The sequence below is a fragment of the Dactylosporangium roseum genome, from assembly GCF_025264685.1.
Lineage (GTDB): Bacteria > Actinomycetota > Actinomycetes > Mycobacteriales > Micromonosporaceae > Dactylosporangium > Dactylosporangium roseum.
This window is the reverse complement of sequence record NZ_CP073721.1, coordinates 5,335,408-5,356,064: the sequence shown is the minus strand read 5'-3', so window position 1 is coordinate 5,356,064 and position 20,657 is coordinate 5,335,408. Positions and strand designations below refer to the sequence as shown.

Here is a 20,657-nt window from a genome sequence, read left to right as displayed (position 1 = left end):
GCTGGTGCCGAGATGAGACCGCACCGGGACCTGTCGTGGGACGAGCTCCCGGCCAGCCGTGCTCGGCCCGGCATCGACGCACGCGCCTTCGTGGTGGGCGATTCCGATGATCCGGCGGGCGCCCCCAAGGTGATCCGGGTCAGGTTCGAGCCGTGGGTCCGGGTCGGCATGCACACCCACGACACCGACTACGCCGAGATCGTCCTTGCCGGCTCGCAGCGGGTCGGGCGGCGCTGGTACGGACCGGGGGACATCCGTGTGGTGCGGGCCGGCGTCGTCTACGGCCCGCTGACCAGCGGACCCGACGGGGCAACAGTGTTGATTATGTTCGCGGACGGGGCGCGGTCGCCGATGGTGCCGCCGCGCCGTGACGGCGTGCCGGTGCCGGTGGAGTTCGTAGAAGCCGAGCCGGAGCCGCCGGTCGCGACCTCTTGACCGCGCCGAGATCCTGAGTAATGCTAACTACATCTGCATAGAAGAACAGATTCTTGTATTCAAGAAGCGGGTGGCCTGATGGATCTGATGTCCCGGAGAGCCCGCAGACGCCCCTCGATCGCGATCGTCGGTGCCGGCCTCGGCGGTATCGCCGCGGCGGTCAAACTGAAGCGCGCCGGCTTCGACGACTTCGTCGTCTTCGAGGCTGAGGCGGGGCCGGGCGGGACCTGGTGGCGCAACACGTATCCGGGCGCCGAGGTCGACGTCCACTCCGCGCTGTACTCGTTCTCCTTCGCCAGCCACAACTGGACGCGGACGCACGCAGGGCAGGCGGAGATCCTGCGGTACATCCAGGACATCCTTGACGCCGAAGGGATACGCGAGCACTTCCGGTTCGGCACCCGCGTGCTCGACGCACGGTGGAGCGACGACGAGCATCGCTACCGCCTGCGAGACTCCACCGGCGCCACGCACGAGGTGGATGTCCTGGTCAGCGCGGTCGGATTCCTCAGCGACCCCAAGCTGCCCGACTGGTCCGGCCTGAACAGTTTCGGCGGGCCCGCGTTCCACACGCAGTACTGGGATCACGGCGTTGACCTGGCGGGGAAGCGGGTGGCGATCGTGGGCAGCGGTTCGACCGCGACGCAGATCGTGCCGGCCATCGCCGACCGGGTGGAGCAGGTGACGATGTTCCAGCGGGAGCCGGGGTGGATCCTGCCGAAGGGGGACCGGGACTTCACCGCCGAGGAGATGCGCCGTTACGCCAGCCCGGTCCGTCGCCGGCTGCGGCGGCTCAAGCTGTTCGTTCAGGCACAGTTGGCGTACCAGGGCGGGGCGGTGCACCACTCGGGCAGCAAGCGGAACGCCCGCGCCGAGGTCATGGCACGTGCCTACATCGACAAGGTGTTCGGCGACCGGCCGGACCTCAAGGCGGCGGTCACGCCGCAGTACGAGTTCTCCGGCAAGCGACGCATTCTGCAAAGCACGTTCTATCCCGCGTTACTTCGAGACAACGTACGTCTCGTGACCCGTGCCGTGGCCGACATCGGCCCGGGTGTCGTCATCGACGAGTCCGGCACCAAGCACAAGGCGGACGTGCTCGTGATCGCGACCGGGTTCCGCGCGTCGGAATACCTGTCGACGCTCGACGTCTTCGGCCGGGACGGTCGGCGGCTGCGTGACGTCTGGCGTGACGGCCCGTTCGCCTTCCTCGGTATGACCGTGCCGGGCTTTCCGAACTTCTACATGCTGTACGGCCCCAACACGAACGGTGGCCCGATCCTGTTCCATCACGAGTTGCAGGCCAACTACATCGTCCGAGAGCTCCGCACGATGCTTCGTTCCGGGGCGACGGCGATCGAGGTACGCCCATGGATCGTGGACGCCTACAACCGTTGGCTGCAGCGGCGGCTCGCCAACACCGCGTGGGCCCACGCCAACAACTACATGAAGGACTCCAGGGGACGCATCGTGACGCAATGGGGCGACGGCCTGATCCGGTTCTGGTTGCTGCATCGCACGCTTCGCCGAGTCTCGTCGACCAGGCGGCGTCGTGACGGAGGGCGCTGAACGATGCCGACACCAGTACCGGCAGTGGACCGGGCCGTCGCGATCCTGAACTATCTGGCCGACGAGCCGTCCCACGCGCGCACGCTCACCGAGATCTCCGCCGCGCTCGCCATCCACCCGGCGACCTGCTCGGCCACCCTGGCCTGCTTGCAGAGCCACAATCTGGTACGCCGTGCGGAACGCCGCCGTGGGTTTCTCCTCGGAACCGCGCTCACCAGGCTCGGCTCGGCGGCCGGGCGCACGCATTCCGGATTCCTGGCCGCGCGCGAGGCGGTTTTCGCGCTGGCCCAGCGGTTCGGCTGCGGTGGACTGGTGTGCGCCCGTGAAGGCGAGGACATGGTCGTGCTCGACATGTTCGGCGACGTCGAGCCGGAGCACCTTCCGACGCGCATCGGCCGGCGCGTCCCGCTCGCCCCTCCGCTCGGCACCGTCTTCTACGCGTGGGCATCGCCCGAAGAGATCGCCGAATGGCTCGCCCGACTCGACACGGGTGAACGGGCTCGGCGCGACGTGAGCATCGAGGCGCTCGCCGCGGTGCGGGCCCGCGGATACTCCCTGGGCGGCGAACACGACCTCGACGTCGGCCTGGACTCCGTGCTGGCCAAGCTCACCCGGGCGGATGCCTCACCGCGCATGATCGAAGTGGCGATGGAGGTCGCCGACCTCGTCCGGGCCCGCACGCCGCCGGCCGCACCCGGCGACCAGACGGTGGCCAACTTCGTGATCGCGCCGGTCTTCGAGCCGACCGGTGCTCCGGTGCTCGCGTGCACCCTGTTCGGCCGTCCCGGGCAGTTCGTCGGTGACCAGATCAGCGCGATCGCGAAGGCCTTGGTGGAGGCCACGAACGCGATCGGCGGTCAACTGCGGGAGCAGGTGATGGCCGGATGACGGTGACGCGGAGCGTGGCCCTGGACGCGGCAGCGGATCCGTCCGGACGCCTAAGTGCCGCGCTGGAGGCGCTGACGCACGACGGCGAACTCGGTGTCCAGGTCTGTGTGGTGCGCGACGGGACAGTGCTGGCCGACGTGACAGCCGGTGCCCACGACGCCGCCGAGCCGCCGCTCACCCGTCGGTCGCTGCTGCCGGTCTTCTCGGTCTCCAAGGGCGTGCTGTCGGGCCTCGCGCTGGTCGCGCTCAGCCGAGGAGCGCTGGAACTGGACCAACCGGTCCGCACTGTCTGGCCGGAGTTCGCCGCGAACGGCAAGCAGGACGTGACGGTGCGGCACGTCCTGCTGCACACGGCGGGGATACCCCAGATGCCCGCCGGCGTGACAGTGGAGCAGATGTGCGACTGGTCCGCCATGGTCGAACGGGTGGCCGCCCTCGAGCTGCTGTGGCCGGCGGGTGCGGTCCGCGCGTATCACGCGCTCACCTACGGCTGGCTGCTTGGCGAGACCGTCCGGCGGGCCCTCGACGTGCGGGCCGACGTGGCCACGCTGGTTCGCAGGGAACTGCTCGACCCCCTCGGCGTGGCGGAGTTCTGGTTCGGCATCCCCGACGCGGTCGAGCCGCGCGTGCACGCCGTCGTCCGGGATCCGCGCCGGCCGCCGGATCCCGGTAGCCTTCTCGCCCGAGCGCTTCCCGAGCGGCTGGCGGTGAGCCAGGCGGTCTACGGGCGCCCGGACGTCCGCCGCGCCGTCATCCCGGCCGTCAACGGCATCACCAACGCACGAGCGCTCGCCACGTTGTACGCGGGCATCGCCGGCCAGCGGGGCGTGGCGGGCCCGGTGGTGGACCCGGCCTGGGTGCGGCGCGCCGCCCGGCCGCTGCTGCGCGAGACCGACCGGACCATCGGCTCGCAAGTCGTGCACGGCCTCGGCTTCTACGTCGGCAACGAGAACGGCTGGGAGTGGGATGTGCCGTTCGCCGCCGGGAGTGCCACGTTCGGCCATCCGGGCTCCGGTGGCTCGCTGGCCTGGGGCAATGTGCGCACGGGCACAGGGTTCGCGATCACGCGTGTGCGACTGACCGGCGCCGGCTGGCGGGATCCCGCGATCCAGCGGCTCGTGCGGCTGCTCGGCGAGGTCGCCACAGCCGTCGAGGAGGAGCGATGAACGTAGATGTCGATGGCCGGTCGGTGCTGATCACCGGGGCGGCGCGCGGTCTTGGCCTCGCCTACGCGCGGTACCTTGCCGATCGGGGCGCTCGGGTCGTCCTCAGTGACATAGACGCAGCCGAGGTCCGGCAGGCCGCGGACGCACTGCCGAACGGGGTCGCACTGCCCTGTGACGTCAGCGAATGGGATGCGGCCGGGCAACTGGTCGCCGATGCCGAGGAGCGGGTGGGCCCCCTCGACGCGGTCATCAACAACGCCGGGATCTTCCACGTCGCCACGGTGGCGGACGAGACGATGGAGCGGGTGCGGCGCAGCCTGGAGGTCAACCTACTCGGCACCGTCGCCGTCGCTCACCACGCGTTGCGCAGGATGACGGCTCGCCGTACGGGCGTCGTGGTCAACACCACGTCGAAGTCCTTCGTCGGTATGGCCGGCATGGGCACCTACGGCGCGACCAAGGCCGCGATCGTCGCGCTGACCCGGGCCTGGAGCCTCGACCTCGCCGACGCCGGGGTGGCCGTGGTCGCTTTCGCGCCCAAGGCCTACACCCGCATGAGCACCGTGCGCGGTGTCGAGACTCCCGACCGCAACCGGCCGCCGGACCGGGTGGCGCCGGTCATCGCCGGGCTCCTCTGCGCCGATCCCCGATCGATCAACGGCGCGGTGCTCGGGTACGACGGCAACGAGCTCGTGGTCGCCCACCCACCCCTGATAGCCCGTGTCGCCGAGGGCGACGGCGCCGGCATTGCGGAGCTCGTCGCCTCCGGAGCGTTCGCGCCTGGTGCCGGCATGACGCACTGATCCTGCTCCAGATCGTCCATCGATGCGTCCGCCGACACGTCCGTCGCGGCCGAGCGCCGTGCGAGCACAACGAAGGAGTGCCGTTCATGGATTTCGAGTACGACACGCAGGAGCTGGCCTGGCGTGACGAGGTGCGCGCGTTCCTGGCCGCCAACCTCACCGACGAGGTGCGCGCCGAGCAGCGCACGCCGTCGGTCGGGAAGGCCGGACCGGCGTCGGCGGCATTCCGCGCCCGGGTCGGCGAGCTCGGATGGTACGGCCTGAACTGGCCCGCCGAACACGGCGGCCTCGGCCTCGGGGCGATGGCGCAGCACATCCTCGTCAACGAGTTCGACTACGCGGGCGCACCTCCTCCCGACCTCACCGTCACCTCCGTGGCCCCGATCATCATGCGGTTCGGCACGCCGGAGAACCGGGCCGACTTCCTGCCCGGCATCGCGTCCGGCGAGATCGTCGCGGCGGTCGGCTACTCCGAGCCGGACGCCGGCTCCGACCTGGCCAGCCTGTCGACGTCGGCGGTGCTGGACGGCGACGAGTGGGTCATCAACGGCTCCAAGATCTGGAACAGCAACGCCCACCACGCGACCCACGAGTGGCTGTGCGTGCGCACCGACCCGGAGGCGCCCAAACACCGGGGCATCTCGGTGATCATGGTGCCCATCGACGCGCCGGGGGTGGCGGTGCGGCCGCTGATCACCTGGGCCGACTATCGCACGAACATCACCTTCTTCGACAACGTACGGGTTCCCAAGCGCAATCTCATCGGCGAGCCGAACAAGGGCTGGCAGTACATCACCGGGGCGCTGACCCTGGAACGGGGCGCGCTGACGAGCTCCGGCGACCTGCGGCGCGTCGTCGACGAGTTCGTCGCCCACTGTTGCCGCCCCGATGAGACCGGCGCCCGCCTGATCGACCGTCCGGACGTGCAGCGCCGGCTCGCGATCATCGAGGCTGAGATCGAGGTGACGCGGCTGCTGGGCCTCGAGGCGGCATCCCTGACGGCGCAGCGGCGTGATCCGACGATGTCGGTCACCTGCGAGAAGGTGTACTCCAGCGAGATGCGGCAGCGTATCGCCGACCAATGCGTCCAACTGCTCGGCATGGCCGGCCAGTTGACCGCTGCCGAGCCGGAGGCGCCGATGTCCGGCGCGATGGAGCAACTGTACCGCGCGGCCCCGCTGCGGCGCTTCGGCGGCGGCACCAACGAGGTGCTCCGCGACGTCATCGCACAGCGCGGCCACGGTCTGCCTTCGTCTCGCAAGCCCTTCACCCGACCGGAGGCCACTCGATGAACCTCACGCTGTCCCCGGAAGAGGAGGCGTTCAGCGCCAGCATGCGCGCCCTGCTCGCCCGCGAGTGCCCGACCGAGGTCGTGCGGCGGGTACAGGCGGACCCCACGGCGTTGCCGCCCGCCCTGTGGCGCCGGCTCGTCGACCAGTCGATGTTCGGGCTGGCCCTGCCCACGTCGGCCGGCGGTGACGGCGCGACGCTGCTCGACCTGGCGCTGTTCTACCGCGAGGCGGGCTACGCCCTCTGCCCGTCGGCGATCCTGAACTCGATCGGATTCGGGGTCGCCGTGTCGCTGCTCGCCGACGAAGCCACAGCCAAGCGGGTTCTCGCGCCACTGCTGGCGGGCGAGCTCCGCGCGACGGTCGCGCTGTCCGCTCCCGACGACGCCTCCGACTGTGCCCCCCGGGTCCGTGCGACGCGGGGCGTCGGCGGCTGGCGGCTGGCCGGCCGGCTGCCGTACGTCGCCGACGTGGCCGAGGCGGACGCGCTCCTCGTGCCCGTGGACTTCGGCGCCGCCGGCATCGGGGTCGTCTGCCTGCCCTCAGGTGCGGACGGTGTGGACCGGCGCCGGCTCGCGACCCAGGCCCGGCAGTCCCAGAGCCACGTGCTCCTCAGCGACGTCCCGCTCCGCGACGACGACGTCATCGTGCCGCCCAACGCCGACGCGGCCGCGGTGCTGCTCCGGCTGCGGCGGGCGAGCAACGCCCTGACGGCGTTGCAGACCGCCGAGGCGGTCGGCGGTGCCGAGCGGGTCCTCGACCGGACGGTCGAGCACGTGCTGACCCGGCACCAGTTCGGCCGCCCGCTCGGCGCGTTCCAGGCCGTCGCTCACCACGTCGCGGACATGCGCATCGCGGTGCAGGGTGCGCGGCTGACGGCGTGGCAGGCGGCGTGGGCCGTCGGACGCGGGGAACTCGCCGAGCGGGAGGTGGTCATCGCCGCGCTCACCTGCCACCAGGCCTTCAAACAGAACACCCTCACCGCTCACCAGCTACACGGCGGAATGGGTTACCTGCGGGAGACCGACCTGCACCTGTGGTCGGAGCGGGCCAAGTTGCTCGAGTTGCGCGGCGGCGGCCGGGAGGTCCTCCTGCGGCGCCTCGCGCGCGAGCTCGCCCGTGCGCGAGCGGAGCGGGCGGCCGCCCATGTCTGAGCCGCTGGTCACCCCCGAGCTCGCGGCCCTCGTCGGCACCGTCGTCGAGCAGCACCGCGGCGAGGTCTGCGCCACCGAGTTCCAGCGGTACGCCGCCGCAGTCGGCGATCACAACCCGCTGTACTTCGACCGGGACGCCGCGGCGGCGGCCGGTCATCCCGACGTCGTCATGCCGCCGATGTTCGTCACCTACGTCGTCGCCCCGGTCGCCGACCTGGCCGACCTGCGCCCCGACGGTATCCCGGTCGATCGGGGCCGGCCCATTCCGCTGCCGGGCAAGCGTATGGCCGGCGGGCAGGAGGCCGAGTACCACGCGTGGGCCTACCCCGGTGACACGCTCACCGCGACGACTCGCATCGGCGGCATCGTCGAAAAACAGGGGCGCAGCGGCCGGTTCGTGGTGTTGACCCGGGAGATCTCGTTCGAGAACCAGCGCGGCGAACTCGTCGCCGTCGTGCGCCGATCCACGATCGTCCGGCCGGAGGAGTGATGGGAACCGCTATCGAACCGCAGACGGCGCAGCCGGGTGACGAACTGCCGGTGCTGGAGACGACCGTCAGCCGGGCACAGCTCTTCTTCTTCAGCGCCGCGACGTACAACGGGCACCGCATCCACTATGACCGCGATTGGGCGACCACGGTGGAGGGACACCCGGACATCCTTGTGCATGGTCCGCTGCAGAGCGCGCTGATGATGAAGGTCCTCACCGACTGGGTGGGCACCCGCGGCCGGGTGGTGTCCATGTCGATCACCAACCGCGCCAGCGCCTACCCCGATCAGTTGCTGCGATTCTGCGCGACCGTCACCGGACGCCGCCGCGGCGCCGACGCCGCCGACCTCGTCGACGTCGAGCTGCGGGCACTCAACCAGGAAGGAACTGTGCTGATGTCAGGAAAGGCATCCCTTTCGATCGGGTCGATCGGGTCGATCGGAGACGTGCCGTGACTGGCCTGCGCGGGGACGCGGCCATCGTCGGGTTCACCGAGCTGCGCCCGGAACGCCGGTCGACGCTGACCCCGCGGCCGACGATCGAGCAGTGGGCGCTGTTGTCCAGGGCCGCGCTCGACGACGCGGGCATCGCCCCCACCGACGTGAACGGACTGGTCGCCACCCATGTCGCCGAGTCGGCCCGGTTCGTGCCCGCGACCCTCGCCGAGTACCTCGGTATCGAGGTCGATTTCGCCGAGTTCGTAGACCTCGGCGGTGCGACCAGCGCGGGCATGATCTGGCGCGCGGCCGCGGCGATCGAGATGGGCCTCGCCGACGTCGTGCTGTGCACCGTGCCGGCCGGCCCGGTCGCGGAGTCGCCGCATCGTCCGGCGCATGACATTCGCCGGTACGGCGCATCCAGCGAGCTGTTCGGCTCGCCGCAGGCCGAGTTCGAGATCCCGTACGGCAACATCGCGCAGAACGCGCCCTACGCCATGATCGCCAACCGCTACGCCGCTGAGTTCGGCTACGACGCTCAGGCTCTGGCCAAGATCGCGGTCGATCAGCGGTTCAACGCCTGCGCCAACCCGGACGCTGTCTTCCACGGCAAGCCGATCACGGTCGACGATGTGCTCGCCAGTCCCATGGTCTGCGATCCGATCCACATGCTGGAGACGGTCATGCGCTGCTTCGGCGGCGCGTCGGTGGTCGTCGCCTCCCGGGAGGTGGCGCGGCGGGCCAACCACCGACCGGTCTGGGTCGTCGGCTGCGGCGAACGGCTGGAGTTCAAGACGCCCACCTATGCGCGTGACCTGCTGCGTACGCCGATCGCGGCAGCGGCGGACCGGGCCTTCGCCATGGCGGGCGTCGCCCGGTCCGACATCGACATGGTCTCGCTCTACGACTGCTACACGATCACCGCACTGCTGACGATCGAGGACGCCGGTTTCTGCAAGAAGGGCGCCGGCGCCCAGTTCGTCCGAGAGCATGACCTCACCTACCGCGGCGACTTTCCCTGCAACACGCAGGGCGGGCAGCTTTCGTTCGGGCAGAGCGGTATGGCCGGCGGGATGTCGCACGTGTGCGATGCGGCCCGTCAGATCATGGGCCGCGCCGGCGAAGCACAGGTGCCCGGCTGCGACACCGCGTTCGTCACCGGTAACGGCGGGATCATGAGCGAGCAGGTCGCGTTGATCCTGCGGGGGGAGTGACCGACCATGGACAAACCACTGCCCGTGGCCACCGCGACCTCGGCACCGTTCTGGACGGGCCTGCGGGACCGCAAGGTTCTCCTGCAGTACTCGCCGAGCACCGGAAGCTGGGTGTACTACCCGCGCGTGCTCGCCCCGCTGACCCTGGCCGACGACCTGGAGTGGCGTGAGGTCGGCGGGACCGGCTCGGTCTACACCTTCACGGTGGCGCACCGCCCGACCTCATCCGAGTGGGCCGGGGACGTGCCGCAGCTCCTCGCCGTCGTCGAGTTCGACGAGGGCCCCCGGTGCACGAGTGAGCTGGTGAACGTCGCGCCGGAGGAGATCAAGGTGGGCATGCGGGTGCGCCCGGTGTTCGTCGACGTCGGCGACGTGACACTGCTGAAGTTCGAGCCGGAGGGGGCGGCCTGATGCGGACGACCAACCGTCTGGTGGCCCTCGACCGGCTGTTCCGGCCGCGCTCGATCGCCGTCGTGGGCGCGAGCGCTGACGAGACCCGCCTCGGCGGGCGGCTGCTCGCCTACCTGCTGGCCGGAGGATTCACGGGGGAGGTGTTCGCCATTTCCTCCTCCGGCAACGACCTGCGGGGCGTACCGGGTGCGACACGCGTGAGCGAGTTGCCGGCACCGCCCGACCTGGTGCTCGTCTGCGTTCCCGCACACGCTGTCGCCGACGTCGTCGACGAATCCGCCCGCGCCGGTGCCGGTGCCGCCGTCGTGCTCAGCAGCGGCTTCGCCGAGTTGGGTGCCGCGGGTGCCGAGGCCCAGCATCGTATCCGATGTATCGCCGGGAACGCCGGCATGCCCGTACTGGGTCCGAACGCGGTCGGCATCGTGAACATGCACAACTCGATGGTCGCGAGCTTCATGCGGTTCGACACGCGACCGGCGAGCCGGCGGCCGATCGCGGTGATCAGCCAGAGCGGCGCCGTCGGCGGCGGTATCTTCAATGACGTGCAGCGGCGGGGACTCGGAGCGGCGCTCATGTGCGCGACGGGCAACGAGTGCGACGTCGTGGCGGCTGACGCTGTCGAGTATGCGGTCGAGCAGGACGAGATCCAGGTCGTGATCCTGTGCGTGGAGGGTTTGCGCGAGCCGCGGCGGATGGCGAGGGTCGCCGCACGAGCGGCAGATCTCGGCAAGCCGATCGTGATGCTCAAGATGGGCACGTCGGAGGCTGGAGCCCGCGGCGCCCAGGGGCACACCGGCGCGATCGCGTCGGACGACGACGCACTCCGCACGGCCTTGCGCGGCGAGGGCGTCGTCTTCGCGGCGAGCCCGAAGGCGCTCGTCGACCACGCGGCGGTGTTGCTCGCCGGCAACCGCCCGAAGGGCAACCGGATCGGCATCGTGACCGCGAGCGGTGGCATGGGTATCCACCTGGCCGACGTGGCGACGAGTCGGGGGCTCACCGTTCCGGCGCTGCCGTCAGCGGAGCAGGAGGAGCTGCGGGCAGTGCTGCCGCCGTTCGCCAGCCCGATCAACCCGATCGACGTGACCGCGCAGAGCATCAACGACCCGGCCATCCTTCCGCAGGTGCTCGAACGGGCTCTACGGTCCAGTTCCTACGACTGCCTGGTGCTCTACGGCACCAACTCGACACGGCGGGACGAGATCATCGAGACGCTGTCGCGGTACCACAGCCCTACGGGGACCCCCCTGGTCGTCGCCGCGCACGACGATGCGGCCGCCCATGATCTGTCCGTGCGCGGGGTTCCGGCCGTGTCCGATCCGAGCCGGGCGCTCGACGTCGTGGCCGGCCTCGTGCGGTATCCCGCGCCCGCGGCGGCGGAACGCCGCCGGACGCCGTCCGGGCGGAAGGGCACGATCCCGCACCGGGGCATGCTTCGTCAGGCCGACGCGTTCCTGTTGCTGCAAGCGTTCGACGTGCCGACCGCGGGGTTCGGCACTGCCACTGATGTCGAGACGGCGGTGAAGGTCGCGTCGAGCGTCGGCTTCCCGGTGGCGCTGAAGCTGGACTCGACCACACTGGTGCACAAGTCCGACCACGGTGGCGTCGTCCTGGGACTCGCCGACGCCCAGGCGGTCCGCGCCGCCGCGGCCGAGCTGCTGGAGGTCGCCGCCTCGCTCGGTATGCCGGCCGAACTGTTGGTGCAGGAAATGGTCACCCCGGACGTGGAGCTGTTCTGTGGGGTACGCCGCGACGCCGACTTCGGCCCGGTGCTCGTCGTCGGGCTGGGCGGACGGTTGGTGGAGATTGTGGGCCAGGCGGAGACGGTGATGGCGACGGAGCCGGACGAGCACGTCGCGGCGGCGTTGCACCGGCTGGCCGGTGGGCGGCTGACCGCGCATCCGCGCGGGATCGTGCCGGCGACGCTGCCCGCAGTGGTCGGCGCCATGGGCGCGGTGGCTCAGCTCGCGCTCGACCACGAGGAGGTCGAGGAGGTGGAGATCAACCCGCTGGCCATTCGCGGCACTCGGGTTGTGGCCTTGGACGTGGTTTGCCGGACTCGTTGACCGCGTACTCTGCCGGTAGGTTGGCCGCAGTTGGTGTGGACCCTTTATTATTCAGCCATGCCAGCTTCGCAGAGAGTTCCGGAAGTTGATCCGCTCGACTCGGCTGTCCCGGTGGGTCGTGAGTTGATCCGCCTTGCGCAGATCATCGTGCGGCTGGAAGAAAAGGAGCTCATCGGTGTGCATGGTCTGAGCTATCGACAGATGCGCATCCTCAAACACATTCACGGCGGCGTGACACTGTCGAGTGAGCTGGCGAGCCGATTCGGCATCACACCGCCGGCGATCTCGGAGACCATCGAGTCGATGGTCAAGAAAGGATTGATCAAGCGGCACTTCGGGGTCGCCCAGGACCGGCGGGCGGTGATCCTGGAGCTGACGCCCGACGGCGAGCGACTGTACCTGGAGACCCAGGCCTCGGAGGACCGGTTGGCGGCGGAGATTCTGTCGTTCATCGGCCCGGCCCAGGTGAAGCGGCTGGGCGCTATCGTGGCCAAGCTGGTCGACAGCAATCAGCAGCGGCTGTTCGCCGAGCGGCGGCAGGGGACGGCCCGTCGGAAGGCGAACGGGTAGTGGTGCGGGTGCCGGCCGGCCGCGACCGGCACCCGCACCGTTGGCTCAACCGTCCACGTTCCACGCGGCGTCAACCGCACGCCGCTCGGCCGTGGGCATGAGGCTCAGCGCGGCCTCGTGCAGACCGCGGTCCCAAGCTGCCACGTAGTCGGGGATGACATGAACGGAGTAGTCGAGGGCTCCGGCGTGCACGGTGGTGGCGAGCACACAGCCGTTGGTGACGCAGCCTGTGACGATCACGGTCTCGATCTCGTTTGCTCGCAGCAGGAGATCCAGACTCGTCCCGACGAACGCGCTGGTTCGGTACTTCGGCACGACCAGATCCCGCGCGTTCGGTGTCAGTTCGGGTATGAACTCGGCACCCCACGTGCCCGCGACGGTGTACTGGAACCCGGCGGGCCAGCCCCGGCCACCGTCCGCGAGTCCGAGCTCGCGTCGAATCCGTACGGCCGAGTCGCTCCGGAAGCCGGCCGACGCGATGTGCTGGGTGTGCGCGACGAGCACGCCCGCGGCGCGAGCGGCGGACAGGAAGTCGGCAAGACCGGGGACGATTCGTCTGGCCATCGACACGTCTGCCGCCATCGCGGAGGGGAACGCTCCGTCAGGATCACAGAAGTCGTTCTGCATGTCGATGGCCAGGACAGCCGTCCGCCGAGGCGAGAAGATCTCGTCCGGCGTGTCGCGTACCGTACGACCGTGAAGCTCTCTCAATGTGCCCCCATGGCGATCGTCGCTCCTTGAGTCCTGGGCGCCCGGCCTGACGCGCTACGCCGCCGCATGCCAGCGGCTCCGTACCAGCCTGCCGGGCAGTTCTCCGGTGGGTACCCCGTCTCGGTAGGTGACCGCGCCGGACACCACTGTGTACAGGTAGCCCGTCGCCCGCTGGAGCAACCGTCGCCCGCCGCTCGGCAGGTCATAGGAGGCGTACGGCGCTCCGACGGCGAGTGACCGCAGATCTACGACGTTCAGATCGGCCTTGTAGCCCGGAGCCAGGATGCCTCGATCGGTGAGGCCGACGAACTCGGCCGTGGACCGGGCCTGCCTGCGAACGAAGTCGCGGACCCCGTCCCAGTCGACCCCCGCGGGGGTCACACACGACTGCAGCATCGTCGTCGGGAAGCTCGCGTCACAGATGGTGCCGACATGAGCGCCCGCGTCGGAGAGGCCCGGCAACGTGTACTCGTTCCTGATCAACTGGCGCGCCACATCCAGGCTGCCGTAGGCGTAGTTGGCGGAGGGCAGATAGATCATCCCGCCCTGCTCGTCCCGGACGAGAATGTCGTAGCAGATCTCCGCCGGCGTGACCCCACGGGTTCGGGCGCGCGCGACCAGCGATTCGGTGGGACCGGGTTCGTAGTTGGGCGGATCGGCGAGTTCGTACATGTCCGCCCAGCGGTAGAGATACGCCCCGCCGATCAGCGACGGAACCAACTCGTCGTTCTGCGCGCTGAGGATCGCGGCACGGACCTCGTCCCGCCGCATCACGCGTATCTGCTCGGGAACCGGGAGCCGGGATATCTCGGCCTTCCAGACCGGGTTGGTCATGAAGGGATGCAGCGTGCAGTGCAAACCCATGATCATGCCGATGGCACGCGCGGCGACCTGCCCGCGCACCTTGTGGCCGGACCGGTTCAGCGCGGCGATCCTTCGCAGGATCTCGGTGTAGAGCTCGGGCTCGTCCTTGCGTTGGACCAGCGTGAACGACAGCGGGACGTTCGACGCCTCGACGATCGCCTCGATCAAGCCGAAGTCGACGTCCAGATCGTCGAAGTCGGAAACCAACTGGAACGCGCCGCGACCGCCCCTGCCGAGGGCACGGGCGATCGCGACGAGTTCAGCCTGGCCGGCCCCGTAGGAAGGGATGACCTCGCCGGCTCTGCTCTTGTGGTTGAGGAGGCGCGAAGTGCTGAAACCGACCGCACCGGCCGCGAAGGCTTCAGCGGCGATCGCCGCCATCTTGTCGATGTCCTCGTCGGTCGCGGGCTCTCGGGCCAGAGCTCGCTCGCCCATGACTCGAACCCGCAGCGGGGCGTGCGGGAGTTGCGCGGCGAGGTCCATGTCGTGCCGGAGGCCGTCGACGGCATCCAGGTACTCGGGGAAGGAGTTCCAGTTCCATTCGAGACCCTCTTGCAGCACGACGCCTGGTATGTCCTCGACGCCCTCCATGAGCTTGACCAGGCGATCACGGTCGGCCGGGACGACGGGCGCGAAGCCGACGCCGCAGTTTCCCATCACGGCCGTCGTCACGCCGTGCCAGGACGCCGGCTGCATGTGCTGTGCCCAGGTGGCCTGCGCGTCGAAATGCGTGTGCATGTCGACGAAGCCCGGCATGGCCACGGCCCCGTCGCCGTCGATCGTGCGACCGGAGCGGTCGTCGAGGTCGCCGATCTCGGCGATCACCCCGTCCTTGATGCCGATGTCGGCGGTGTAAGGTGCGGCGCCGGTTCCGTCCACCACCGTGCACCCACGTATCGTCAGATCATGATTCGACATCCGGATCGGCCTCCTTTCCTGGGGGAATCGCCACGGCGACGGTGCCGTGACCGAGGATGAACCCGCTGGCCGGTTCGGGGACTACCGTTGGCCGATCGCCCAGTCCAACGCCGAAGTGTCCACGATGTCGGCACCGGACAGTTTCGTCGAATATGTCAGCAGGTCAGCCTGCTTCCAGATGTCCTGATACTGCTCGACATATCCGTCCGGGAAGCGCAGATCGGTCTTCCACACGTACGAGGTCGCGCTCTGGAGTTGCTCCATCGACAGATCGAGCGCTTTCGCGACTTCCGGCGCGCGCTTGGGATCGTTGACGTAGTCACCGGCCAGCTTCGCGCGGGTCGCCAGGATCGCCGCCGCGTATGCCTTCGCGACCGCAGGGTGCTTCTTGAGCAGGTTCGGCCCGAAGATGGCTGAGGCGGGCGGCCAATCCGGGCGGCTGACAGACGTGAACATCACGGCGCTCCGCTTCGCCTCGAGGGCGACGTTGAGCGGCTCGGACACCACGGCGGCGAACACGGCGCCGTTCTCCAGCGCCGTGACCATGTCCGCACTCGCCATCTTCTTGACGGTCACGTCCTTCAAGGTCAGGTTGGCCGATCGTAGGGTGTCGACAAGGCCCAGGATCGATGCTCCGTCAGAGCCCTGGCTGGAGGCCACCGTCTTGCCCTTGAGCATCTCCGGGGAGAACGTCGCACCCCCCAGTGCCTTCGTGCTCACGTACCAGCCCGTCTTGCCTTTGGGGTTCGTCAGGTATTGCGGCATCGCGAGCCGGATGTCGATGCCGGAACTCGCGGCGTTCAACAGGTTCGCGCTGATCCCGGTGAGAACGACGTCCACGTCGCCCTTGGCGAGCAGCACCAACGCATCACTCGAGGGAATCAGCTTCAGATCCACCTTCAGGTTCCTGGCTTGGAACTCGCCCCACTCCTGGGCCATCAAGGCGTCGGTGAACGCACCCAACCGAGCCGGTAACGCGACGGTGATGGTCGTCGGCTGGCTCAGCTTTCCGTTGCTGTCCACGCTCAGGTCGGTCGGCGTCTTGTCCTTGCCGCCGCTCGAACATCCCATGGCGGCAGCCGCCAGCAACCCCAACATGGCGATGCTGGCGAGGGCCCTGTTCAGATACCCGCGCTTTGGATTGCCGCGTTTCTCATGCATGTCGACTCTCCTGCTTGAAGACCACATTGATCCCGGTGCGCCGGTCACATCCGGCTCGGCTCGCGGACGTCGCTCATCTGCGTCACAAAAGCCGACAAGGTGAAGAGATACGGATTTTAGTTCAGCTACCAAATAGTTAGAGGCCCGAAGCATAACCAGGCCCCAGTAGCACGTCAAGGGCTTGTTGGCGCACTGGAGATTCGAGTGGGTGAGTCACTCGATTGGCCGATATGATTCAGCGGAAGCGCCGGTCACGGCCAGGACTGGTAGGCGGCGAGGCCTTCGAGGGCGAGCCCGTATCCGAGGCCGTCGGCCAGTCGCCGCTTGAGCTCCTCGGTGAGCGCGGCCCGCGTGTAGCGCAGCGCCATGTCGGGCTGACGGGCCAGGTCGCCGGCGAGTTGCCGGGCGCGGTGCATGAGCTGTTCCCCGGGGAGCACCTCGTTGACCACGCCGAGGGTGTGCGCCTCCGCGGCGCTGAGCCGTTGTCCGGTCAGCAGGAAGTATCGGCCGCGGTTGGGGCCGAGCAGATGAGGCCAGACGATGTGGACGCCGTCGCCCGGCACAGTGCCGTACCGGAAGTGGGGAGCGTCCTGGAAGTCGGCGGTGTCGGCGGCGAGCACGATGTCCGACATGACGGCCAGCTCGGCGTGCACCCGAGCCGGGCCGTTCACCGCGGCGATCACCGGCACCTCGATGGCGAGCAGGTTGGTCAGCAGCCGTCGCCCATGCTGAAAGATCTTGTCCCACTTGACGGGGTTCATGCCGCCCACCCAACTGGTGTCAAGATCGGCCAGGAAGCGGTCCCCGGCGCCGGTGAGGATGACGACGCGGTTGTCCGGATCGGCGGCGACGTCGGCGAAGCAGTAGCCGAGTTCGGTGTGCGGACCGTCGCCCCACACCAGCGGTCCGCCGTCGGTGTGCAGCGTGAGCTCGATGATCCCATCCGTGCGGGTGATCGCGACGTGCCGGTACGCGGTCGAGTAGGTGTCGAAGTCGGGTTTCACGCCAGTTCTTCCGTTCCTAGGTGCGGTGGGCCGGTGCCACCGAGGTCAGGCGCCCAGTGGGGTGGTACCGATGATCTGGTCCGCGGCCAGCGCGGCGATCGCGGCGTCGTCGAGGCCGAGCTCGTCGCGCAGGATCTCCTCGTTGTGCTGGCCGAGGGTCGGGGCCGGGCGCCGGTGCGCGTTGGGCGGGCCGGGCGTGAACCGGACCGGGAACGTGGGGAAGACGGCGCTGCCGGTACGCCGCCGGGCGACGGTCGTCCAGTAGCCGCGGGCCACCAGTTGCGGGTGTTCGCGGATCGTGGCGGGGGTCTCCACCCGGGCGGCTGGTATCCCGGCGGCGAGCAGCGCCGGCACGGTCTCGTCCGGCTTCCGGGCCTCCGCCCAGGCGGCGACCGCCTCGCGGACCGGCCCGTCGCGGTCGCCGACGACGGTGCGCAGCGCGGCGAGCTGTGCCGCGGTCTGCACGCTGAGGGCCAGCCACTCGTCCGGTCCGGCCAGCGGGAAGACGTCCTGGAGCAGGGCATCCGGGCTGTCGTTGCCGACCCGTCCCGGGGCGGCGCCGGTGAGCGTGGCGGTGACCATCTGGTCCGCCGTCGCGCAGGCGACCACCTCGATCTGCGGCACCTCGACGAGCTGCCCGATGCCGGAGCGGTCCCGTTCGACGAGCGCGGCCAGGGTGGCGACCGCGCCGTGCATGCCGACCAGGGCGTCGCAGTAGCCGCCGGGGGTGACCGGCGGCCCGTCCGGCTCGCCGGTCTGCCAGGCGGGGCCGCAGAGTTGTTCGAACGTCATGCCCCAGCCGACGTAGTCCCGCCACGGGCCGGTCAGGCCGAAACCGGGCAGCCGGACCAGCACCGCGCGCGGGTTGAGCGCGCGCACCTCGTCCCAGCCCAGGCCGAAGGAGTCCAGCACCCGCACGGAGTAGTTCTCCACCAGGACGTCGGCGCGAGCGACGAGACGCCGGACCAGGTCGCGGCCGGGTTCGCGGGTCAGATCCAGGGTCAGGCTGCGCTTGTTGAGGTTGGTTCCCTGCCACAGGCCGCTGTGCTCGTACCAGTCGTCACCCAGTTCCCGGAAGGTCAGCCCGTACCGCTGCCCGTCGGGTCGCTGGATCGACTCCACCTTGATGACGTCCGCCCCGTACCCGCCGAGCACACAGGTCATCGACGGGCCGGCCCAGAAGGTGGTGAGATCGAGGATCCGCAACCGGGACAGGGGCGCGGCCACACTGCCCCAGCCGGGCGTCGGCCAGGGCGCACCGGGCGTCGGCTGGTACTCGCCGAGATCGGGAGCGTTCCGGGGCGGGGCCAGCGGGCTGCGGGAGAAGCGCCAGGGTGCCGACGGGTGACGCCACGTGACGCCGTCGCGTTCCCGGGTCACGAAGAACTCCCGTTCCCGCCAGTGGGCGAGCCCCGGCAGCGTGCCGCCGTCGCCGATCGGGTTCGCCGGCACCCGCAACGCCTGGCAGAGTGAGACGACGTCGTCGACGGCCATTCCGGCGAGGACGTCGCGGGTGCGGCGGGAGAACTCGGCCAGCCGTGCCGGATCGCGGCGCAGGACCGCCCATCCGTCGACGAACTCCTCGACGCCCAGCAGCACGCACACGTCGGCCCACTGCTGTGCGGTGAGGATGTTGATGCCCGCCCAGCCGTCGCGGCAGCGCACCACGCCCAGCGGCCGGCGCTCCAACTGCTCCTCGCGGCCGAGCTGGCGCAGCAGGTCGAGCAGCCGGGTGGGCAGCGGCGTGGAGGTTTGCAGGCATTCCTGGAGGGACAGATCGGCGACCACCGGCGCCGTGGTGGGTATCGCCAGCGCGATCAGTCCGGCCAGCGCGGTGTGTACCGCCTGGAAAGCCAGCGGGTACCGGCCACCGACCTGGATCGGCCTCGCGCTGTTGCCGCGCCGTTGCAGCCAGCCGCTGGCCGCCTGGAGAGTGAAGGGGGTCGCCGGATGCGGGGCGTGCGGGCCGTCCTGGCCGAACGGGGAGACGCGGACGAACCGGATGCCGGGCCGGGTCAACAGGTCCCCGAGACCGAGCGCCTCGACGCGGCCGGGGCCCATCGCCTCCAGGACCAGGTCGGCCCGCTCGATCAGCCGGGTGATGGCGGCCCGGTCGGTGGCATCGACGCGGGCGCTGCGCTTACCGCCGTCGAGGAACTCGAACATGGCGCTGGTGCCGGTCGGCGCCAACGGCGGCGCGGTGCGTCTCGGGTCGCCGTCCGGTGGCTCGATCTTGACGACGTCGGCGCCCAGGAGGCGCAGCAGCCAGCCCGCGTACGCCAGGCTGTGGTCACTACCCCACTCGACGACGACGAGTCCGCGCAGCGGTGCGGTGTCATCCGCGCTCATCCCGGCACCTGCCCGGCGAGTGCGTCGCCCAACCGGTCCAGGTGCGCCATGGCCGACCCGTAACTGAGCTCCTCGTGTTTGGCCCACCGCAGGAACTGGTGCAGCGGATAGTCCCGGTCCACGCCCGTCCCGCCGTGGAGGTGCTGGGCGATACCGAGCACCCGGGCCGATGCTTCGCCGGCGACGATCTGGGCGACGGTGACCTCCCGGTCGTCGCGGTCGTGGTCCAGGCACCAGGCGGCCTGGTAGGTGGCATACCGGATCGTGGCGACGTCGATGAAGGCGTCGGCCATGTGCATCGTGACCGCCTGGAACTCGGCCAGTGGCCGCCCGAACTGGCGGCGGGACAGCACGTGTGCCCGGCTGAGTTCCAACGCCCGGCCGGTGATGCCGACCAGCAGGCCGGCCGAGGCGACGGCGGCGTGCGCCCAGGTGCGGTTGAGGACGTCTTCGGTGGCGGCGCCCGGCGCCAGCAGCGGCTCGGCGGGGCAGCCGGTGAACTCGACTGTCCATTCCGGACGGCCATTGGTGGCGGTGTGTTCGATGGTACGCACCCCGGGCCCGGCCGGGTCGACCAGGAACAGCCCGGTGCCGTCCGGGGTGGCGGCGGAGACCACGAAGCTCTCGGCGGGCTCGGCGAACGCGACGAACGACTTGGCGCCGGTGAGCGTGCCGGCGTCGGCGACAACCCCGGCCGCACCGAAGCCCGGGCGGGCCGGTTCCCGGTACGCTCCGACCACGAGTGCGCCGCGTCGGATGTCCCGCAGCAGCGCGTCAGCCCGTGGGGTGCCGGCGGCGGCCAGCGGCATGCCGGCGAGCACCGTCGTCTCGATCAGCGGTACCCGGCCCAGGTGCCAGCCCAGGCTCTCGGCGGCGACGCAGCGCTCGATCGCGCCGTAGTCGCCGCCGCCGCAGCGCTGCGGCAGGTACAGCTCGGGGATGCCGGCCTCGACCAGCTTCCGCCACAGCGGTGCGTCCAGCCAGTCGGCTCCGCCGGGGAGGTCGCGCCAGCCGGTGCGCACGATGTCGTGCTCGGCCAGGACGGCCGTACAGGTCTCGCGGATCGCCGCCTGCTCTTCGGTGAGGCTGAAGTCCATGACCGGCGTCAGTCCTGAACGGTGCGGAACAGCGGCAGGGTCGTCATAAGGTTCTCCTTGA

The 20,657-nt window shown here is 70.0% G+C and carries 19 protein-coding genes; 13 read left to right on the top strand and 6 right to left on the bottom strand.

Annotation, left to right across the window (positions count from 1 at the left end; genetic code table 11):
* Positions 1–12 precede the first annotated feature (12 nt).
* The 13 genes from Drose_RS25035 (at position 13) to Drose_RS24975 (ending at position 12,492) form a co-directional block, all read left to right on the top strand.
* Positions 13–435, top strand: a complete 423-nt coding sequence (locus tag Drose_RS25035; RefSeq protein WP_260723755.1) for a hypothetical protein — start codon at positions 13–15, stop codon at positions 433–435.
* A 78-nt stretch (positions 436–513) separates the two neighbouring features.
* Positions 514–2,004, top strand: a complete 1,491-nt coding sequence (locus Drose_RS25030; protein WP_260723754.1) for a flavin-containing monooxygenase — start codon at positions 514–516, stop codon at positions 2,002–2,004.
* 3 nt (positions 2,005–2,007) lie between these two features.
* Positions 2,008–2,892 (top strand): IclR family transcriptional regulator, encoded by an 885-nt coding sequence (locus Drose_RS25025; protein ID WP_260723753.1) that lies wholly within the window; start codon positions 2,008–2,010, stop codon positions 2,890–2,892.
* Positions 2,889–4,058 carry a serine hydrolase domain-containing protein gene (locus Drose_RS25020; protein ID WP_260723752.1) on the top strand — a complete coding sequence of 390 codons (1,170 nt, stop codon included), beginning with the start codon at positions 2,889–2,891 and terminating at the stop codon, positions 4,056–4,058. The genes Drose_RS25025 and Drose_RS25020 overlap by 4 nt, the downstream gene beginning before the upstream one ends.
* On the top strand, positions 4,055–4,861 hold the full coding sequence (locus tag Drose_RS25015) for an SDR family NAD(P)-dependent oxidoreductase (RefSeq protein WP_260723751.1): 807 nt from the start codon (positions 4,055–4,057) through the stop codon (positions 4,859–4,861). Before Drose_RS25020 ends, Drose_RS25015 begins: the two co-directional genes overlap by 4 nt.
* Before the next feature lie 86 nt (positions 4,862–4,947).
* Complete coding sequence (locus Drose_RS25010; RefSeq protein WP_260723750.1) at positions 4,948–6,153, top strand: acyl-CoA dehydrogenase family protein; 1,206 nt, start codon at positions 4,948–4,950, stop codon at positions 6,151–6,153.
* Positions 6,150–7,304, top strand: coding sequence for an acyl-CoA dehydrogenase family protein (locus tag Drose_RS25005; RefSeq protein ID WP_260723749.1), 1,155 nt, complete (start codon positions 6,150–6,152; stop codon positions 7,302–7,304). Before Drose_RS25010 ends, Drose_RS25005 begins: the two co-directional genes overlap by 4 nt.
* Complete coding sequence (locus tag Drose_RS25000; RefSeq protein ID WP_260723748.1) at positions 7,297–7,794, top strand: MaoC family dehydratase N-terminal domain-containing protein; 498 nt, start codon at positions 7,297–7,299, stop codon at positions 7,792–7,794. The genes Drose_RS25005 and Drose_RS25000 overlap by 8 nt, the downstream gene beginning before the upstream one ends.
* Positions 7,794–8,249 (top strand): hotdog family protein, encoded by a 456-nt coding sequence (locus tag Drose_RS24995; protein WP_260723747.1) that lies wholly within the window; start codon positions 7,794–7,796, stop codon positions 8,247–8,249. The genes Drose_RS25000 and Drose_RS24995 overlap by 1 nt, the downstream gene beginning before the upstream one ends.
* Complete coding sequence (locus Drose_RS24990; protein WP_260723746.1) at positions 8,246–9,445, top strand: thiolase family protein; 1,200 nt, start codon at positions 8,246–8,248, stop codon at positions 9,443–9,445. The genes Drose_RS24995 and Drose_RS24990 overlap by 4 nt, the downstream gene beginning before the upstream one ends.
* Positions 9,446–9,451: 6 nt before the next feature.
* Entirely contained in the window at positions 9,452–9,856 is a 405-nt protein-coding gene (locus tag Drose_RS24985) for a Zn-ribbon domain-containing OB-fold protein (protein ID WP_260723745.1), read from the top strand.
* Positions 9,856–11,922 (top strand): acetate--CoA ligase family protein, encoded by a 2,067-nt coding sequence (locus tag Drose_RS24980; protein WP_260723744.1) that lies wholly within the window; start codon positions 9,856–9,858, stop codon positions 11,920–11,922. Before Drose_RS24985 ends, Drose_RS24980 begins: the two co-directional genes overlap by 1 nt.
* A 57-nt stretch (positions 11,923–11,979) precedes the next feature.
* A complete protein-coding gene (locus tag Drose_RS24975) occupies positions 11,980–12,492 on the top strand; it encodes a MarR family winged helix-turn-helix transcriptional regulator (protein ID WP_260723743.1) in 513 nt (170 codons plus the stop codon).
* A 45-nt stretch (positions 12,493–12,537) separates the two neighbouring features.
* On the opposite strand, the gene Drose_RS24970 is transcribed toward Drose_RS24975, so the two are convergent.
* From Drose_RS24970 to Drose_RS24945, 6 genes are all read right to left on the bottom strand, one after another.
* Positions 12,538–13,203, bottom strand: a complete 666-nt coding sequence (locus Drose_RS24970; protein WP_260723742.1) for a cysteine hydrolase family protein — start codon at positions 13,201–13,203, stop codon at positions 12,538–12,540.
* A gap of 54 nt (positions 13,204–13,257) precedes the next feature.
* Positions 13,258–14,946 carry an N-acyl-D-amino-acid deacylase family protein gene (locus tag Drose_RS24965; protein ID WP_260723741.1) on the bottom strand — a complete coding sequence of 563 codons (1,689 nt, stop codon included), beginning with the start codon at positions 14,944–14,946 and terminating at the stop codon, positions 13,258–13,260.
* A gap of 120 nt (positions 14,947–15,066) precedes the next feature.
* Positions 15,067–16,146 carry an ABC transporter substrate-binding protein gene (locus tag Drose_RS24960; protein WP_260723740.1) on the bottom strand — a complete coding sequence of 360 codons (1,080 nt, stop codon included), beginning with the start codon at positions 16,144–16,146 and terminating at the stop codon, positions 15,067–15,069.
* Positions 16,147–16,397: 251 nt separating this feature from the next.
* Entirely contained in the window at positions 16,398–17,150 is a 753-nt protein-coding gene (locus tag Drose_RS24955; RefSeq protein WP_260723739.1) for an enoyl-CoA hydratase/isomerase family protein, read from the bottom strand.
* Positions 17,151–17,195: 45 nt separating this feature from the next.
* Positions 17,196–19,499, bottom strand: coding sequence for a CaiB/BaiF CoA-transferase family protein (locus tag Drose_RS24950; RefSeq protein ID WP_260723738.1), 2,304 nt, complete (start codon positions 19,497–19,499; stop codon positions 17,196–17,198).
* Complete coding sequence (locus tag Drose_RS24945; RefSeq protein ID WP_260723737.1) at positions 19,496–20,596, bottom strand: acyl-CoA dehydrogenase family protein; 1,101 nt, start codon at positions 20,594–20,596, stop codon at positions 19,496–19,498. The genes Drose_RS24950 and Drose_RS24945 overlap by 4 nt, the downstream gene beginning before the upstream one ends.
* Between the last annotated feature and the right edge of the window lie 61 nt (positions 20,597–20,657).

Bases quoted from the DNA above. Each gene is read 5' to 3' on its own strand.
- Drose_RS25035 (WP_260723755.1), top strand. From the start codon at position 13: ATGAGACCGCACCGGGACCTGTCGTGGGACGAGCTCCCGGCCAGCCGT.
- Drose_RS25030 (WP_260723754.1), top strand. From the start codon at position 514: ATGGATCTGATGTCCCGGAGAGCCCGCAGACGCCCCTCGATCGCGATC.
- Drose_RS25025 (WP_260723753.1), top strand. From the start codon at position 2,008: ATGCCGACACCAGTACCGGCAGTGGACCGGGCCGTCGCGATCCTGAAC.
- Drose_RS25020 (WP_260723752.1), top strand. From the start codon at position 2,889: ATGACGGTGACGCGGAGCGTGGCCCTGGACGCGGCAGCGGATCCGTCC.
- Drose_RS25015 (WP_260723751.1), top strand. From the start codon at position 4,055: ATGAACGTAGATGTCGATGGCCGGTCGGTGCTGATCACCGGGGCGGCG.
- Drose_RS25010 (WP_260723750.1), top strand. From the start codon at position 4,948: ATGGATTTCGAGTACGACACGCAGGAGCTGGCCTGGCGTGACGAGGTG.
- Drose_RS25005 (WP_260723749.1), top strand. From the start codon at position 6,150: ATGAACCTCACGCTGTCCCCGGAAGAGGAGGCGTTCAGCGCCAGCATG.
- Drose_RS25000 (WP_260723748.1), top strand. From the start codon at position 7,297: ATGTCTGAGCCGCTGGTCACCCCCGAGCTCGCGGCCCTCGTCGGCACC.
- Drose_RS24995 (WP_260723747.1), top strand. From the start codon at position 7,794: ATGGGAACCGCTATCGAACCGCAGACGGCGCAGCCGGGTGACGAACTG.
- Drose_RS24985 (WP_260723745.1), top strand. From the start codon at position 9,452: ATGGACAAACCACTGCCCGTGGCCACCGCGACCTCGGCACCGTTCTGG.
- Drose_RS24980 (WP_260723744.1), top strand. From the start codon at position 9,856: ATGCGGACGACCAACCGTCTGGTGGCCCTCGACCGGCTGTTCCGGCCG.
- Drose_RS24975 (WP_260723743.1), top strand. From the start codon at position 11,980: ATGCCAGCTTCGCAGAGAGTTCCGGAAGTTGATCCGCTCGACTCGGCT.
- Drose_RS24960 (WP_260723740.1), bottom strand. From the start codon at position 16,146: ATGCATGAGAAACGCGGCAATCCAAAGCGCGGGTATCTGAACAGGGCC.
- Drose_RS24950 (WP_260723738.1), bottom strand. From the start codon at position 19,499: ATGAGCGCGGATGACACCGCACCGCTGCGCGGACTCGTCGTCGTCGAG.
- Drose_RS24945 (WP_260723737.1), bottom strand. From the start codon at position 20,596: ATGGACTTCAGCCTCACCGAAGAGCAGGCGGCGATCCGCGAGACCTGT.